This window comes from Actinacidiphila acidipaludis (assembly GCF_019890725.1).
In the GTDB taxonomy this organism is placed as follows: Bacteria; Actinomycetota; Actinomycetes; order Streptomycetales; family Streptomycetaceae; genus Actinacidiphila; species Actinacidiphila acidipaludis.
The window spans coordinates 82,806-98,587 of sequence record NZ_JAINZZ010000023.1; the positions used below are offsets into that span (position 1 = coordinate 82,806).

Genomic DNA, 15,782 nt, shown 5'->3' on the forward strand with positions numbered 1-15,782 from the left:
CGGCGAGGGTCCCGCTGCGGTCAGGTGTGCACCTTGCGGTCGGCGGCGGAGTCACCGGAGCTTCCGGTGGCGGCCGTCACGACCCGCTTGAGGAGCAGGACCTGGATGTCCGTCAGCTTCGTGGTGCGGATGACGCGGAACTCCTTGCGGAGCACGTCGGCCGTCGCCTTGGGCATGTTCACGTACTGCAGACCGGGCGGTGAGGTGGTCACCAGCCACAGCCGGTCGGTCTTGGCCAGGCAGGCGTCCGGGTGCGTGCACTCGACCGCGTCGTACATGCCGGCCTGCTGCGGGGTGCGGGCCATCAGCACGTCGTGCGGGCGGCCGCTGTCGTCGCGCAGCTCGTAGGCCATCCCGCGCCGCTCGGTCATCACCCCGCCGAACGCGATGCCGTCGTGCGGCTGCTGCCCGTCCTCGACGATGCGGGCCACGCCGCGGAAGTCCGGCTCGCCGAGGATCGGCCCGCGGGCCTCACGGATGCCCGGCAGCGCCGACCAGGCCAGGGCGGCGACCGAGGCCGCCGCGAGCACCCAGCCGACGGCGATCCGGAACGTCGGGGCCTGTCCGGCGAACCGCCCGGTGACGGGCCCGGCCAGCCGGCACACCGCGACGGCCGCCAGCAGCACCCAGGCCGGCACGGTGAAGAGCAGATAGCGCGGCAGGAACAGGTGGAGCTGCGCCGCCGTCGCATAGGTGGCGAGCGGCGGCACCAGCACCCACAGCGCGAGCGGGAGCGCGTACCGTCCGGCGAAGCACAGGCCCACCAGGCCCAGCGCCATCACCGGGGCGCCGACCGCCCAGCTTCCGAACAGGTGCTGGGGGAGGTTCACCAGGTCCTTGGTGCCCGGGTTGTTCCAGGAGATCTGGCCCTTCTGCGTGGACCCGGCCGCCGCCATCGGCAGCACGAAGCACAGCCCCATCGTGCCCGCGGCGGCGTACGCCCAGGCGGCGATGTGGTCGCCGCGGCGGCGCGCGATGACGACGATGACCACGTGCGGCAGCAGCACCGCCATGGACGCCAGGTGGCTCCAGCCGATCAGCGGCACCGACAGCGTGTAGCCGATCCACCCCTTGAACGTCGGCTGTTCCAGCGCCCGGACCAGCAGCAGCGTGGAGAGCAGGACCGCCGCCACGGCGAACGCGTACGGCCTCGCCTCCTGCCCGTAGCGGGTCACCGTGGGCACCACGGCGAAGGCGAGTCCGGCCGCGACGCCCACCTGGGTGGTGAACATCCGCCGGGCCAGCAGGGCCAGCAGTCCCGCCGCGGCGCCCATCGCGATCGCCGACGGCAGCCGCAGCGCGCTCGCGGAGTCGCCGGCCGCGTCCACCCAGAAGTGCATCAGGATGTAGTACGGGGTGAACACCGCGTCGATGCTGCGGATCAGGTGGCCCAGGTCCCCGAAGGACAGCCCGGCCGCCCACCAGGTGGCGTGCTCGTCGCGCCACAACTGCCGGCCGCCGAGGTCCTTCAGGATCGAGACGAGGGCGGCGGCGGTCGGCAGGAGGAACAGGGCCGCGGTCGCGAACGGACTCCACCTTCGGACGGCGGTCCCGCCGCCGTCCGCGGTCTCCTGGTCGCCGAGCCGCCCGGCATCGTTGTCGGCAAGGCCGTTCAGCGCGGATGTGTCGACGGTCATTGCTTCACCCAGATTCGGTAGTCGCCCGAACCGATGGTCGTGGTGAAGGGCAGCACGGCCACCAGGCGATAGTGCGGATTGCCCTTCAGGGCGTCCATGACGGCCTGGTCGTTGTCGGGTGTCACACCGCCGCGCAGCACGATCGCGTTGTAGCGCCCGTCCATGACGGCGGCGTGGAAGGCGGCAGGGCCGGAGTAGTGCTTGCCGTCCTTGGCGTCGTAGTCCAGGTTGAACGTGTTCTGCCACTGGTTCCACGTGGTGACGTCCTGGAGGTAGTACGCGGGTACCTCGCTCTCCTCCGCGAGATAGGTGCCCTTGTCGTTCACCACCGTCCGCATGTAGGCGACCATGTTCGTGGAGTCGGGGAAGCTGTACTCGTCGTGGGCCTGCACCATGCCGAACGTGAGCGTGCCGACGTAGAGCATGATCCCCAGCTGCGGGTTCCTGAAGTGCGGTCCGACCAGGCGCGCAAGACCGAGCCCTGCCATCGGCGCCGCGAACAGCAACCCGAAGCCGACGTGCTTGAACAGCGAGGTCTCCGTGCCGAGGTGAATCTGGTACAGCGGTGCCAGCAGCGTGGAACCGGTGAGCACGACGCCCAGCGAGATGCGGCGCAGCGGCCCGGGGGTGGCGCTTCCCACCCACGGCATCTCGCCCATGCGCGCCCGCATCCCGTAGGCGATCGAACCGCCCACCGCGGCCAGGGCGAGTAGGCCACCCCAATTGGCGCAGTCCCGCAGCATCTGCATCGCGGTGTCCGTGCCGTGCGCCCGGTTGGTGGTGGTCTGACTGATGCCGCCGATGTGGCCGGTCACCAGACTTCCGGCACCGAGCAGGACCGCGCACCCGATTCCCAGGACCACACCGCGGGCCAGTGCCCGCCATCCCCGGTGGCGGTAGGCGGTGATCACCGCGAGCAGGACGAGGGTGGGCAGGAACAGGCCGGACGCGTACTTGGTGCCGAACGCGAGCACGGCCGGAGGCGCGGCGAGCAGGACAGCCAGGGTGTGCGTCCGGCCGGTACGCACGACGACCCACGCGGAGAGCGAGAGCAGGAACAGCGCGGGGGCGTCGAAGGTGGCGAAGTAGCCGAGGAAGACAGTGGACTGTACGACCGAGAAGAGCGCCGCCGCCCCCAGCGCGGCGCGCACATTGAACATCCGCTGCGTCGTCGCGTACAACAGCCCGGTGGTGCCGAGCATGAACGCGAGGCTGACGACCCGCACGCCGGTGAGGCCGAAGTGGGTGTCCACTACGGCGGCGAGCACCGGATAAAGCTTGGGGTAGCCGGAGAAGTACCCGTTGAAGTCCACCGGGAGCGGGGTGCCGTGCAGGAGGTTGGCGAGCTCGTAGTGGCCGGAGGCGATGTACAACGCCTCGTCCTCGAACGCCGTCCCCCGCAGCCGCAGCGACAGCACGGCCTGGACCAGCAGCACGCAGGCCAGCAGGATGCGGCCCAGCCGGACGCTGCGCCGCGCGTCGAACGACCACGCCGACTCGGGCACGTCCGGCAGGACGTAGCCGGGCGGCACGCTCTCCGCCTCATAAGCCGCGTACCCGGCGTCCGGCTCGTCCAGGGCGTAGGTGTCCACCGGCGCGGCCTGCTCGTGCGTGCCGTACGCCCCGTTCACGGCCTGGTCGTAGTAGGGAGCCCGCGGGTACTCCTGACCCGCGGACGGGCCCGGGCCGGGCGTGCTTTCGCCGTACGGATCATCGGTGTACGACGGGCTCGGCGGGGTAAACGTCTCCGCGTAGCTGTAGGCCGGCGGCGCTTCCTCGTAGGCGTACTGCGGGGCCTGGTAACCCGGTTCGGGCTCGGGTTCGGGCGCCGGACGGTCGTCCGGCGCGTTGACCGCCCAGGACGGCTGGGACCTGCCGCGCTGCTCGTGTGCCCCGGGTCTCGGGGGCCTCCAGTCGCTCACGGCTTCCTCACGTCGACCCCGTAGGGCTTGCCGGCCGCCTGGCGGCGGAACTCGGCGGCGGCCGTGGAACTGCTGTCCACCCGCCAGTCGGTCTCCTTGTTGTAGTCGAACCAGACGAAGCCGACCACGTCGGAGCGCTTCGCGGTGCCGCGGAAGAGGTCGTCGATGTCCGCCGGCTTGCGCTGTCCGCCCTCGGAGGCCGTCTCGGCGATGACGAACGGCTTCTTGGTGAAGCCACGCACCTCGTCCATCGTCGGGTCGTACAGCGTCTTGTAGGTGTGCGGTCCGTTCAGGGCGTAGTAGCCGATGACACCGACCCAGTCGACGTAGCCGTCACCGGGCCAGAACGGTTTGAGGCGCACCGACTTCATGGGCGCGATCACGTTGGGGCTCCACACCCAGATGACCTGGGTGGCGCCCTCGTCGGCGAAGACGTCGTGCACGTGCTTCCACGCGCTGACGAACTGCTGCGGGGTCGCCTTCTTCGTCCCCCACGGGTACCAGAAGCCGTTCATCTCGTGGGCGAAGCTGATCGCGACCGGCAGGTTGAGCTCCTTGACGGACTGGGCGTACTGGTGGATGTACGCGTCGTCCTTGCCCGCGGCGATGTCCGCGAGCGACTCCTTCATCGGCTCCCACGCGATGAAGGACAGTGCCCCGTAGTCCCAGGTGTCCTGCACCTGCTGGGACTCGAACTGGTCGCCCCACGCGGCGTAGGACTCCACCAGGTCGGGCTTCTTGCCGACCAGGCTCGCGTACTTCTGCAAGGGCTGCATCGAGGCCGGGAAGCCCGGCAGCGACACCCCGAAGTACTTCTTCTCCGGCTTGAGCAGCGGCCGGATGTCGTACGGCAGGACCGGCTTGGCCGAGGCCTTGGCCCCGTCCGTGGGCGTGCCGGAGACGGACGGCTGCCCGCCCTCGGCGTGCTGGTACTTCTCCCGGCCGGACGAGGAGAAGGTGCTGCAGCCGGCGGTCACCGTCAGCAGCAGGCCGACCGCAGCCGCGGCGGCCAGGGAACGTATGCGGGAAGTCACGCGGTCGCCTTCTGGGAACGGGGCTGAACGAGAACACGGCCGGCGATCATCGCGTAGAAGAGTCCGGCGGAGAGCATCAGGGCGAAGTCCGGGGGGTACATGGTGAACATCCGCCAGGCGGCGAGCACGACCCACAGCACGGCGGTGCCGCCGGTCCAGGCGATCATGCCGACCCAGTACCGGCGCATGCCGTTCTTCTTGGCGCCGTCGGAACCGGTGGGCTTCCAGCCCATCTCCCGCCCGCGGAGCACGTCCCAGACCGCGAAGACGTGCGACCAGCCGTACATCATGCGGGCCGCCCACGCCTCGAGCCGGTACGGCGCCCGGTGCCACAGGGGCAGCACCAGTGCGACGTAGGCGACGCTCGGCAGCACCAGGACGCTCGCCTCGGCGCGCAGCAGTCCGGGCTTGAGGATCAGCAGGCCCAGCGGGATCAGCGGCGTGACGAAGGTCGCCAGCGCGGTCTGCAGGTAGTACAGGAACCCGGAGACGTAGCAGAGCCGGGTGGTGAGGCGCATAGGGGTGTTCCAGAACCGCTTGCCGGTCAGCAGCGACAGGGAGCCCATGCACCAGCGGTACTGCTGGTTGTGGAAGGCGCCGACGGTGTCGGGGCACACCCCGGCGGCCAGCGCGACGGGCACGTACCGCAGTTTCCAGCCCAGACCGCGCAGGTCGAAGCCGGTGTACATGTCCTCGGAGTGCTCGATGAGGGAGACGCCGCCGATCTGCTCCAGGGCCTCCCGCCGGTAGAGCGCGCAGGAGCCGACACAGATGGAGCCGTCCTTGTCCTCCCGCGAGGTCTGCACCGAGCGGTAGAAGAGCTCCTGCACCGCGCCGGCGCCGCGCTCGATCCAGTTCTGCCGGTCGACGCTGCGGAAGAACTGCGGGGACTGCACGATCGCGGTCCGCTCGTCCTCGTCCATGTGCGGCAGCAGCTCGTCGAGCAGGTCGGCGCGCGGGGCGAAGTCGGCGTCGAGGATCAGGATGTGGTCGCCGCCGGTGATGCCGAAGGCGTGGTTGAGGTTGCCGGCCTTCTTGAACCAGCCGCGGTTGGGGCGGACCACGTACTCGAACCCGAAGTGCCGGGCCATGGCGGCGACCTCGGGCTCGGCCGCGTCGTCGAGGACGTAGGCGCGGACGGTGCCCCGGTAGGTCGAGGCCATCCGCTGCACGTACGTCCAGGTGTTGTGGAGCACCTCCAGCGGCTCGCCGCACACCGGCAGGAAGACGTCGACGCTCGGGTACGACGCCGGCTGCCAGCGCCGCACCATGCGGCGGTGCGCCTTCATGTCGAAGTCCTTGCTGAACCCGTCCAGGTACAGCGAGATCAGGTAGTCCGCCAGGAGCGGTGCCAGCAACGGCAGCAGCAGCCAGAACCAGGGGCTGGACGTCGTGAACAAGAACTGACTGGCGGCCAGGCACAGGAAGCTGAGCAGCGAGCAGACCGTCAGGATCCACAGCCGGCGGTGGGCATAAATGTACTTTTCACTGTCCGCGGGCGGCTGCGGAAGCAGCCCCTGCGGAAAGTCACCTTTCGCGCCACCCGCAAAGGTGAGGACGGAATTCCGCTTTCGGCGGCTCGGCGCCCTGTCTCCACGTCCGTCAACACGGGCGGATTGCACTGCACCCATGACAAATAATCCGGGCCTGAACAGGCCCGGCACCCCCCCACCGGAGTACATTCCTGCGATAAAAACACTGCTGAGCCGCGTCAGTATAGCTGATGCTCGGCGTGCCTTTTTGCCCTATTTTATACGTTTCCTTGCACATATCCGCTCATCGGAGGTCCCCAGCTCATTTCTCGGGAGATGCGAAAGGACTGTCAACAGGCGGATACCTCGCATACAGGACATACAGCCCGTGAGTTGTGCATATGATGTGTGCGTATCATGACGGCAGGGAGGGGAGAGCCGCCGCCGGCAAGCGCGGCGGCCAGTCGAGCATGTCTTCACGCGCAAAAGCACCGCACGGTCAACACATCACCAAGGCGGTCATCCCGGCAGCGGGTCTCGGAACCCGGTTTCTGCCTGCATCCAAGGCGATGCCCAAGGAAATGCTTCCGGTCGTGGACAAACCGGCCATCCAATACGTGGTCGAGGAGGCCGTGACCGCCGGTCTCACCGATGTCCTCATGGTCACCGGGCGCAACAAGAGAGCACTCGAGGATCACTTCGACCGCAACTACGAGTTGGAGGAGTTCCTCAGCCGGCGCGGCGACACCGCCCGTCTGGACACCGTGCGTGAGTCCAGCCGGCTGGCCACCGTGCACTACGTGCGCCAGGGCGACCCCAGGGGCCTCGGCCACGCGGTGCTGTGCGCCGAACCGCACGTCGGCGACCAGACGTTCGCCGTCCTGCTCGGGGACGACCTCATCGACCCGCGCGACCCGCTGCTGCCGCGGATGGCCGCGGTGCAGAATCGTTACGGCGGCAGTGTCGTCGCCCTCATGGAGGTCGACCCCGACCGGATGCACCTCTACGGGTGCGCCGAGGTCGTCCCCACCGACGGCGACGGCGACGTGGTCCAGGTCACCGACCTGGTCGAGAAGCCGGCTCCGGGCCGGGCGCCCTCCCGCTACGCGGTCATCGGCCGGTACGTGCTCAGCCCCGAGATCTTCCCGGCGCTCGCCAAGACCCGGGCCGACCACGGCGGCGAGATCCAGCTCACCGACGCGCTGCGCGAGCTCGCGCAGCGGCGCAACGACGGCGGCCCCGTGCACGGCGTCATCTTCACCGGGCGGCGCTACGACACCGGCGACCGCGACGCGTACCTGCGCGCCACCGTCCGGCTGGCCTGCGAACGCGCCGACATCGGGCCGGGCTTCCGGGCCTGGCTGAAGGAGTTCAGCGCCACCGAGCTGGGCTGAGACCGACCCCGTCGCCCTCCTGCCGCATCCCCGGAGAACACCGTGAACCACCTGTCCCAGATCAGACCTGCCCGCGTGCCGGAGACCGCGGCGAGCGAGGCGATCATCCTCGTCGGCGGGAAGGGGACCAGACTCCACCCGCTGACCACCCACACCCCCAAGCCGCTGCTGCCGGTGGCCGGCGTGCCCTTCCTCACCCACCAGCTGGCCCGCGCCGCCGCGGCCGGCGTCACCCGGGTGGTGCTCGCCACCTCCTACCTCGCCGGCCTCTTCGAGGACCGGTACGGCGACGGCAGCGGGCTCGGCCTGGAACTCGTCCACGTCACCGAGGACGAGCCGCTCGGCACCGGCGGGGCGATCCGCAACGCCGCCCGGCACCTGACCTGCGGCCCCGACGACCCGGTGCTGGTCTTCAACGGCGACATCCTCGCCGGCCTGGACATCGCCGCCCTGCGCGACGGGCACCGCGCCTCCGGCGCCGACGTCACCCTCCACCTGACCCGGGTTCCGGACCCGCGCGCCTTCGGCCTGGTCCCCACCGACCCCACCGGACGGGTGCTCGGCTTCCTGGAGAAGCCCGAGACGCCCGAACAGATCGTCACCGACCAGATCAACGCGGGCTGCTACGTCTTCAGCCGCCGGGTCGTCGACGCGATACCCGAGGGACGGCCGGTCTCGGTGGAACGCGAGACCTTCCCCGGCCTGCTCGCCTCCGGCGCGGTGCTGCGCGGCGTCTGCGACGACAGCTACTGGCTGGACCTGGGCACCCCGGCGGCGTTCGTGACCGGCTCGGCCGACCTGGTCCGCGGCCGCGTCGACTCCCCCGCGCTGCCCGGGCCCGCCGGCGAGTCGCTCGTGCTGCCCGGGGCCGTCGTCGCGCCCGGCGTGCTGCTCGGCGGCGGCACGGTGGTGTGTGAGGGCGCCGTCGTCGAGGCCGGCGCCGTCGTGGAGGGAAGCGTGGTCCTGCGCGGGGCGCGGGTCGGGGCGGGCACGCTGCTGCACCGCTCGGTCGTCGGCGAGGGCGCGGTCATCGGAGCGGAGTGCTCGATCGCCGAGGCCGTCGTCGGCGACCGCGCCGAGGTCGTCGCGGGCTGCCGGGTGCCGCGGGAGACCCGGATCGACTGCGGCGGCCGGTGGCCGGCCGGCCACGCGAGCACGGTGCCGGCGGCGCCGGCCGCCGCCGCGCCCGCCACGGGGTGAGCGTCGCCCGCGGGGTCCGGCCCGCGGGTGGGCCTCCCTCGTGGGATGAGCGGCGCCCGCGGGTGGGCCTCCCCCGTGGGACGGGCCGCGCCCGCGGAACGAGCGTCGCCCGGACCCGGTGAGCGGCACCGGGTCCGGGCCCCGGGCGCTCGTGCCGTGCAGCACCCCGCCACGGCGAACGCGCACGCAGTCCCCGCACGACGGTGCCCCGGTCGCCGTGAAGGCAACCGGGGCACGAACACGCAGGTCAGCGACCCCGCGGAGGGATCGACCCGGTAGGCCGTGTGGGACTCGAACCCACAACCAATGGATTAAAAGTCCACTGCTCTGCCAATTGAGCTAACGGCCCGCACCCCGAAGCATAGCCGGGCGCCGGAGGACGGCCGAGACCATATCGGGTCCGGCGTTGGCGGGAAACCGGGGCGGGGCGGCCCGGGGCTCGGGGCCCCGGGCCGGACCTGACGCGGAGCCGGGGTCAGAGGAGGGTCTTGTAGGTCTGCCAGGCCCAGCCGACCTTGACCCGCGGGGCGAACAGGCCGGTGGAGAGGCCGCTGTAGCGGAACAGGTCGCCCGAGGGCGTACGCGCCAGCAGGTCGGGGCGGCCGTCGCCGTCCACGTCGCCCACACCGACCAGGGCGTTGTAGATGTTCCAGCCGCCGCCGACGAGGACGCGGCGCTTGAGTCCGCCGTGCCCGTCGCCGTCGTAGCGCCACAGCGAGCCGGACGCGTCGCGGGCCAGGACGTCGCCGGGACCGTCGCCGGTGAGGTCCTGCACACCGGTCATCAGCGCGTAGATCTGGAAGCCGTAGCCGACCTTGACGCGCGCGGAGAAGGTGCCGACGGCGTCCCCCGCGTAGAAGTACAGGTCCCCGGAGGTGGTGCGGGCCAGCAGGTCGGGAACCCCGTCGCCGTTGAGATCGCCGGGCGACACCAGGGAGTTGTAGATGTTCCAGCCGGCGCCGATGGTGTGGGCGGCGCCCAGCGGCAGGCCGCCGGACGGCCCGGGGTAGCGGACCAGGGTGCCGCCGGCCGTACGGACCAGCAGGTCGTTGTTCCCGTCGCCGCCGCCGTCGCCGATCGTGACGTACGTCGAGGAGGTGGACCAGGTGCCGGCGTCGTCGGCGGCGCCCACCGAGCCACTGCTCGTGCCGGTGCCGGGACGGATGTCGAGGCGGCCGCCGGGGGTGAGGGCGAGCAGGTCGCCGATGCCGTCCTGCGTGTAGTCGCGGGGCGCGGCCGGCGCGCCCGAGACGTACACCGGGCCGGTCGCGGTCCCGGCGGGTCCCTGGCCGTCGGCCGGGGTGGCGGTCAGCGTCCAGGTGTAGGCACCGTCGTAGACCGGACGGCCACTCGAGTCCTTGAGGTTCCAACTGGGCCTGACGCGCGTGCCGTCGCTGCCACTGCCACTGCCACTGCCACTGCCGGTGGCGATCGTGCGGCCCGCGGTGTTCCGTACCGTCAGCGTCCAACGCCCCACCGGGCGGGAGAAGTTCACGCTTCCGTGCCACGTGTCGCCGCTGCCGACGCCCGCGCCGAAGGGGTCGACCGCGGTCATCGTGAGCGGGGAGCGCGTGATGTCGGCCAGCGGGAAGAGGTGGACGTTCTGGTCGGCGTCGGTGTACGCGACGCCGCCGCCGTACTTGTCGACCGACCACGTCACCCCGCGGTCGTCGGTGAGCGCAGACGCCGGGAGGTCGGCGAGAACCCCGGTGACGGCGGTCCCGGTGTGGAAGTCGGTGAGCACGAGCGTGCCCGCAGCCGTGTCGTGCCGCACCAGGAACCCGTCGCCGAGCAGCGCGGCGCCGGCCGGGACGGCGATGTTCTTCCGGGTGGTGAGGTCGTACACGCCGGCCGTCGTGCCGCACGACCAGTACAGCCAACGCCCCTCCGCCTGCAGCTCCTTGAACGTCGCGCAGGTCGCGTTCGTCTGCACGGTGGTGCCGTAGGTGCGGGACGTCAGCGCGTAGGGACGGATGCTGCCCGTGGTGGTGCCGGGTGCCCACAACGTCGTGCCCCACAGCGCGGAAGCGGTGAGAGGGCGGGTGAACGCCACGTCCCCGGCCGAGGCCTGCTGGAACCACACGATCGACTGGGTGCTGTGCGAGGGCGTGTTGACGATGGCGTAGTCCCCGGCGGCGTCGGCCACCACCGCGTCGGTGCCGCCGACCTCGGCCAGGTACGCGCTGGACGGGGAGATCCACTGCTCCACGAAGTCCGTGGAGGGGTCGGCGTAGTCGACGGTGTCGCCTCCCTCGCCGACGAGGCGGACGCAGGAGATCCCGGTGGCGCACTTCACCGCGACGGGGCCGTCGGTGCGCATGAGGGACGGGGCGGACACGGTGGGCGCCGCGCCGGTGGACACGGTGCGGCTCATCAGCGGGGAGCCGCTGCCCGAGTCGTCCTCGTACACCAGGCGGCCGCCGCTGTACGACAGGCCGTACTGGTGCGCGGGCACGGGCGGCAGCGGCCGCACCGGCGTCACGGATCCGTCGGCGGCGATCCGCCGCACCGCCCAGTCGGTGGCGCCGGTCCCGCCGGTCACCAGCACGGAGCCGTCCGGGGCGATCGCATAGGAGCCGCCGGCGTACGGCAGCACCGTCTGCGGGTCGCCGCCGGTGGCCGGGACGCTCAGCAGCGGGTTCCCGAGGGTCGGCGGCGAGGTCGCGACGCTGCGGACGAAGAGGATCCGGTCGCCGGCGGGGACCGCGCTGATCACGTGCGGGCCGCCGCCGAGGACCATCGCGGGCACGGCAGCGGTGTCGACCGTGCCGGACGTGTCGTCGATCCGCTGCGAGTACACCGTCGAGGCACCGGACAGATAGGCGAGGACGCGGCTGCCGCCGATCACCACCTCGGTGTCGTTGGCGAAGGTGACGCCGGTGAGGATCTCGCGCAGGGACGGGGCCCGGTAGTCCAGCAGGTACAGGTGGCGGACGCCGCCGACGCTGAGCAGGACCGTGCCGAGGTCGCCGTTGTCGCCGTAGCCGCCCAGCAGCGCGGCGCCGTCCGGCACGCCCTCGACGGTGCTGTCGACGACCTGCCCGTCCGCGCCCGCCCGCAGCACGTGCAGCGTCAGCGGGCCGGTGCCGGTGGACTCGGTGAGAACGGCGTCCTCGGAGTACTGGCCCTCCCACCGCTGCCCGGCGGGCACCGCGATGGCGGTGGACGCGCCCGTCACATAGTCGGTGAGCGTGACGGTCGCGGGCGTCGTCCCGTTCGACCGGGCGTGCACGGTGTGGTTGTTGACGGTCGCGCCGGAGGAGACGGGCGCGCCCTCGTGGCCGTCCGCCTCGTTCACCCAGCGGTACGTGCCGGCCTCGTTCTCGGCCAGGTAGCCGTCGGAGCCCGCCGAGATCAGCGTCTCGCGGCGCGGCACCCAGCGCGCGGCGGCCGGCACCACGGTCTGCGGCTCGGCGGCCGCGGAGACGGCGGGCGTGGTGGACTTGGTCGTGGACGTCGTGGACGTCGTGGACGTCGTGGACGTCGTAGAGGCCGCGGACGTCGTAGAGGCCGCGGGCGCGCCGGCTGCACGGACGGTCTGCGCCTGCGCGACCCCCGGCAGACAGCCGCCGCCCACGACGGTGACAACGATCGAAGTCGCCGCGGCTGTCAGGCCGCGCACGAGCGCGCGTGATGGCACTCGGTCCTCCCCCAGAGAATGCCTGCCCCCCGGCAGCACATGTGAAGTCCTCTCAGTATGACGCTGGTTGAGGGCGGCGCAGCCGGGGGAACGGGCATCACGTCGTACGGACGGCGGCGGGGCGACGGCGGCCCGCCGGAACGTGCTGGTCAGAGCAGGGACTTGTACGTCTGCCAGGCCCAGCCGATCTTGACGCGGGGGGCGAGCTGTCGGTTGCCCTTGCCGAGATAGCGCCACAGGTCGCCGTTGTGGTCGCGGGCGATCAGGTCGTCGTGTCCGTCACCGTTGATGTCGCCGACGCCGACGATGGCGTCGTACACGTTCCAGCCGCTGCCCACCCGTTCGCGGACGTTCATGTAGCCGCCAGGGGCAGCGGCTTCGTAGCGCCACAGAACGCCGGACTTGTCCCGGGCGAAGAGGTCGACGACCGGGTACTGGGCGTCGTTGTCTGGGATGCCGAAGATCGTGTCGTAGATCTGGTAGCCGTGGCCGATGTTCACGCGTGGGGCGAACACACCGGAGGCCGTACCTTTGTAGAGGTAGAGGTTGCCCGAGGTGTCCCGGGCGACCAGGTCCGGGTGGCCGTCGCCGTTCATGTCGCCCGGTGAGGTCAGCAAGTTGTAGATGTTCCAGCCGGCGCCGATCAGGTGGTGCGGCAGGGACGCTGCGGGTGCCTTGCCGACCGCTCCGTCGTAACGGGTCAGGTGGCCGGACGCGTCGCGAACAAGCAGGTCGTTGACGTGGTTGCCGTCGAGGTCGTCGATCGGGACAAGGGTCGAACCGGCAGGCCAGCTCGTGGATTTGAGCGTGGTGGCGCCCACCGAGCCGGTGCCGGTTCCCGGGCGGACATCGATACCGCCGGCGGAGTTCACGGCCAGCAGGTCACCGACCGCGTCACCGTCGTAGTCCCGGCGCGCGGCCGGGCTGTCCAGCGTCACCGTGCCGGTAGCGGTCGTGGCACCCGGCTGGCCGTCGGCGGCCTTGAGGGTCAGAGTCCACGTGTAGTCGCCGCTGGGGAGCGGCTGGTGCTGCGAGCTGCGACCATCCCAAGTCGTGCTGACCACGCCGGTAGTCGTGCTCAGGTCCGACCAGACCACCTTGGTGGCGCCCTTTCGGCGGACGTCCAGTTGCCACGCCGCGCCGGCGGTGAGCGTCCACTGCGGCTGCCAGCCGGTGCCCGCGGACTCGGCGGTCGCCGGAACGACGCTGTCCAGCACGGCGATCGGGGAGTGCGGTACGCCCGAGGCGAGCACATGCGTGGTGCCATGTGGGTCGGTGTAGGCGAGGAAGTCGCCGAACTTGTCGAGGGTCCAGGTGATGTCGCGGTCGTCGGGGTACGCGCCGGCCGGGAGTGTCGCGACGACGCGGTCGGCTGCCGGGGTGCCCGTGTGCACGTCGGTGAGGACGAGTTGGTCACCCGCGTGCCGCAGCACGTATCCGTCGCCCAGCAGGGCGTGACCGGCCGGTACGGGGACCGACTTTCCGGAGTTGGCGTCCCACACGCCCGCGGGACCATCGGTGCCGCACGACCAGTACAGCCAGCGGCCCAGGGCCTGGAGTTCGCCGGGCGCGCACGGCGCGCCGGTCGCGACGGTCCCGCGGACCGTGCTGGTCGCCGCGTCGGCAGTCGAGACCTGGCCGTTCGCGCCGGTCGCGGAGAACAGGGTGCCGCCCCACAGCGCGGCCGCGATGATCGGGCGCGTCGTCAGGATCTTGTGCTGCGCGAGATCGATGACGTACTGCTGCCCGTCCGAGCCACTGTCGTACACGGCGAGGGGGCCGCTCGCGGAGACGATCCGGCCGTCGTGCGAACCGGTCACCGTGACGCCGCCTTCCGCGCCCTGCACCACGTCGCCGCTCGCCGACCGCGTCACGAAGGCCGCCAGGGCCGCTCCCGCGGCCCCACCGTCCGCGAGGGGCAGGCAACGAAGAGAAGGACCGCAGCGCGGTATGGACGTGTCGGGCACCTCGGTGTCGAAGAACATCTGGCTGGCCACGGGTGCCGCCCCGGAACCGAACGCCTCGCCGTCGATGTGCGCGGTGACCTGGGCCCCGGCACCCGTCTCGGCGCGGAGGAGCGTGCCACGGGCGAGCGAGAGGCCGACGTCCTCGGGCTGGTAGGTGGGAAGGCGGTACAGGAGCGCGGGCGCTCCCCCCTGCGCCGGCACCTTGTACGTCGCTGCGGCGACCTGGTCCTCGACCAGGTTGACCAGCGCGCCGCCGTCCCCGCTGGGGCGGAGCGATGCGCCGCCGGCCAGCGGAACGGTCGCGGGACCATCGTCGAGAGGGATGGAGTAGACGGTGCTCCTGCCGCTGGGCGGGGACACCTCGTCAAGGAGGGCCGTACCGGTCAGGACCAGGCGATGCAGATCGTTCGCGGCCCCTGGCAGGGTGAGGACGCGGGGGGCGGCCTGCGGATCGGCGAGCGGACGCAACTGAACCGTGTTGCCGCTCATCCAGCCGAAGAACTCACGGCTGATCACCGGTGTCCTCGCTGCCAAGGACGTCTGCGCCGAGGCGACGACCCGCCCGCTGTCCGTGTCGATCAGTCCGGTCACGCGCGTGCCGTCAGCCTGCGTGAACAGCATGACCGCGGCACCCGGGACCGCCCACCAGCCGTTCTCGCCCGTGCTACTTGCGCCGGAAAGGCCCGTCAGGGTGCGGTCGGTGAAGCCGCCACCGGGCCGGGGATCCAGCAGGTGCAGCGTCTGGTCCACAGTGTCGCCCGATCCTGAGGAGGGCGGGTTCGCGGCTGCGATGGTCCAGCCGTTCGACAGCGGCAGGACGCGGATCGGACGCAGACCGCCGGGAAGGGCGTAGTCGTTCCGGGCGCCCGTGCCCGGGTCGAAGGTCTCGATGCGCAGCCCATCCCGGCTGACTGCCCACAGCAGCGTGCTGCCGTCACCGAGACCGGTGGCCCGCGGAGCCACGTCCAGGGCGCCGAAGTCGCGGACGAGGGAGCCGTCGTCGGCGTACCACGCGTAGGCGCTCGCCCCGGTCTCGGTATTCGACCTCAGCAGGTATCCGGATGCGTCCGCCGCCACGACCGGATACCCGAGCGGCCCGGCTTTCGTGCTCGGCGCGATCGTCGCCTCCGCCGGAGCCGCTGGGTCCGCGTGGGCGGTCTGCGGCAGGGGGCCGGCCGCGGCCGCGACGACGGCGAGCGCGGCGATCAGGCCGCGGCGCAGGACGGTGGTGCTACGGGTCAACGTGGGTCCCTCTCGTGCGCGCCCCCGCGCCCCGCGCGGAGGATCTGCGGACCGCCGGTGACGACCGGGTCCGCGTCGATGAGGAGGTGCCCATGGCTCGGAGGCGAGCGGATGGGCGCGCTGCGGCACGTGAGGACGCGGCGGCGCGCGAGAAGATCGGGAAGCCCCCCGGCCCCTGGTCATCCCCCCAACAAGACAGCGCACTGTAACAGGCGCCGCACCCGCAACGGAATGCCGCCGGGGAGGTGACGGGAGGTGAACTGCCGTGGTCCGC

Annotated in this window: 8 protein-coding genes and 1 tRNA gene; 2 read left to right on the forward strand and 7 right to left on the reverse strand. The window is 71.5% G+C overall.

Annotated features, from left to right (window positions below; genetic code table 11):
* Positions 1-20: 20 nt before the first annotated feature.
* From K7862_RS19475 to K7862_RS19490, 4 genes are read right to left on the reverse strand one after another with little or no spacing between them, the layout of a single operon-like run.
* Entirely contained in the window at positions 21-1,637 is a 1,617-nt protein-coding gene (locus K7862_RS19475; RefSeq protein ID WP_222964196.1) for a glycosyltransferase family 39 protein, read from the reverse strand.
* Positions 1,634-3,559 (reverse strand): ArnT family glycosyltransferase, encoded by a 1,926-nt coding sequence (locus K7862_RS19480; protein ID WP_308012073.1) that lies wholly within the window; start codon positions 3,557-3,559, stop codon positions 1,634-1,636. The genes K7862_RS19475 and K7862_RS19480 overlap by 4 nt, the downstream gene beginning before the upstream one ends.
* The gene (locus tag K7862_RS19485) at positions 3,556-4,593 is read right to left on the reverse strand and encodes a glycoside hydrolase family 26 protein (protein ID WP_222964198.1); all 1,038 of its coding nucleotides are present in this window, start codon (positions 4,591-4,593) and stop codon (positions 3,556-3,558) included. Before K7862_RS19485 ends, K7862_RS19480 begins: the two co-directional genes overlap by 4 nt.
* Positions 4,590-6,224, reverse strand: a complete 1,635-nt coding sequence (locus tag K7862_RS19490; protein ID WP_222964200.1) for a glycosyltransferase family 2 protein — start codon at positions 6,222-6,224, stop codon at positions 4,590-4,592. Before K7862_RS19490 ends, K7862_RS19485 begins: the two co-directional genes overlap by 4 nt.
* A 311-nt stretch (positions 6,225-6,535) precedes the next feature.
* Between K7862_RS19490 and K7862_RS19495 the strand changes: the two genes are divergently transcribed.
* Together K7862_RS19495 and manB are read left to right on the forward strand one after the other, a co-directional pair.
* Positions 6,536-7,459 carry a UTP--glucose-1-phosphate uridylyltransferase gene (locus K7862_RS19495; protein WP_222964202.1) on the forward strand — a complete coding sequence of 308 codons (924 nt, stop codon included), beginning with the start codon at positions 6,536-6,538 and terminating at the stop codon, positions 7,457-7,459.
* 51 nt (positions 7,460-7,510) lie between these two features.
* Positions 7,511-8,659, forward strand: coding sequence for a mannose-1-phosphate guanylyltransferase (gene manB / locus K7862_RS19500; RefSeq protein WP_262413456.1), 1,149 nt, complete (start codon positions 7,511-7,513; stop codon positions 8,657-8,659).
* A gap of 276 nt (positions 8,660-8,935) precedes the next feature.
* Here the strand turns inward: manB and K7862_RS19505 are convergent.
* The 3 genes from K7862_RS19505 to K7862_RS19515 form a co-directional block, all read right to left on the reverse strand.
* A tRNA-Lys gene (locus K7862_RS19505) sits at positions 8,936-9,008 on the reverse strand.
* Between the two features lie 126 nt (positions 9,009-9,134).
* Positions 9,135-12,299, reverse strand: coding sequence for a VCBS repeat-containing protein (locus tag K7862_RS38280; protein WP_222964203.1), 3,165 nt, complete (start codon positions 12,297-12,299; stop codon positions 9,135-9,137).
* A 149-nt stretch (positions 12,300-12,448) separates the two neighbouring features.
* On the reverse strand, positions 12,449-15,508 hold the full coding sequence (locus K7862_RS19515; RefSeq protein WP_222964205.1) for an FG-GAP repeat domain-containing protein: 3,060 nt from the start codon (positions 15,506-15,508) through the stop codon (positions 12,449-12,451).
* Positions 15,509-15,782 lie beyond the last annotated feature (274 nt).

Excerpts from the sequence above, each read along its gene's own strand:
- K7862_RS19495 (WP_222964202.1), top strand. The coding sequence starts at position 6,536 with ATGTCTTCACGCGCAAAAGCACCGCACGGTCAACACATCACCAAGGCG.
- K7862_RS19490 (WP_222964200.1), bottom strand. The coding sequence starts at position 6,224 with ATGGGTGCAGTGCAATCCGCCCGTGTTGACGGACGTGGAGACAGGGCG.
- K7862_RS19475 (WP_222964196.1), bottom strand. The coding sequence starts at position 1,637 with ATGACCGTCGACACATCCGCGCTGAACGGCCTTGCCGACAACGATGCC.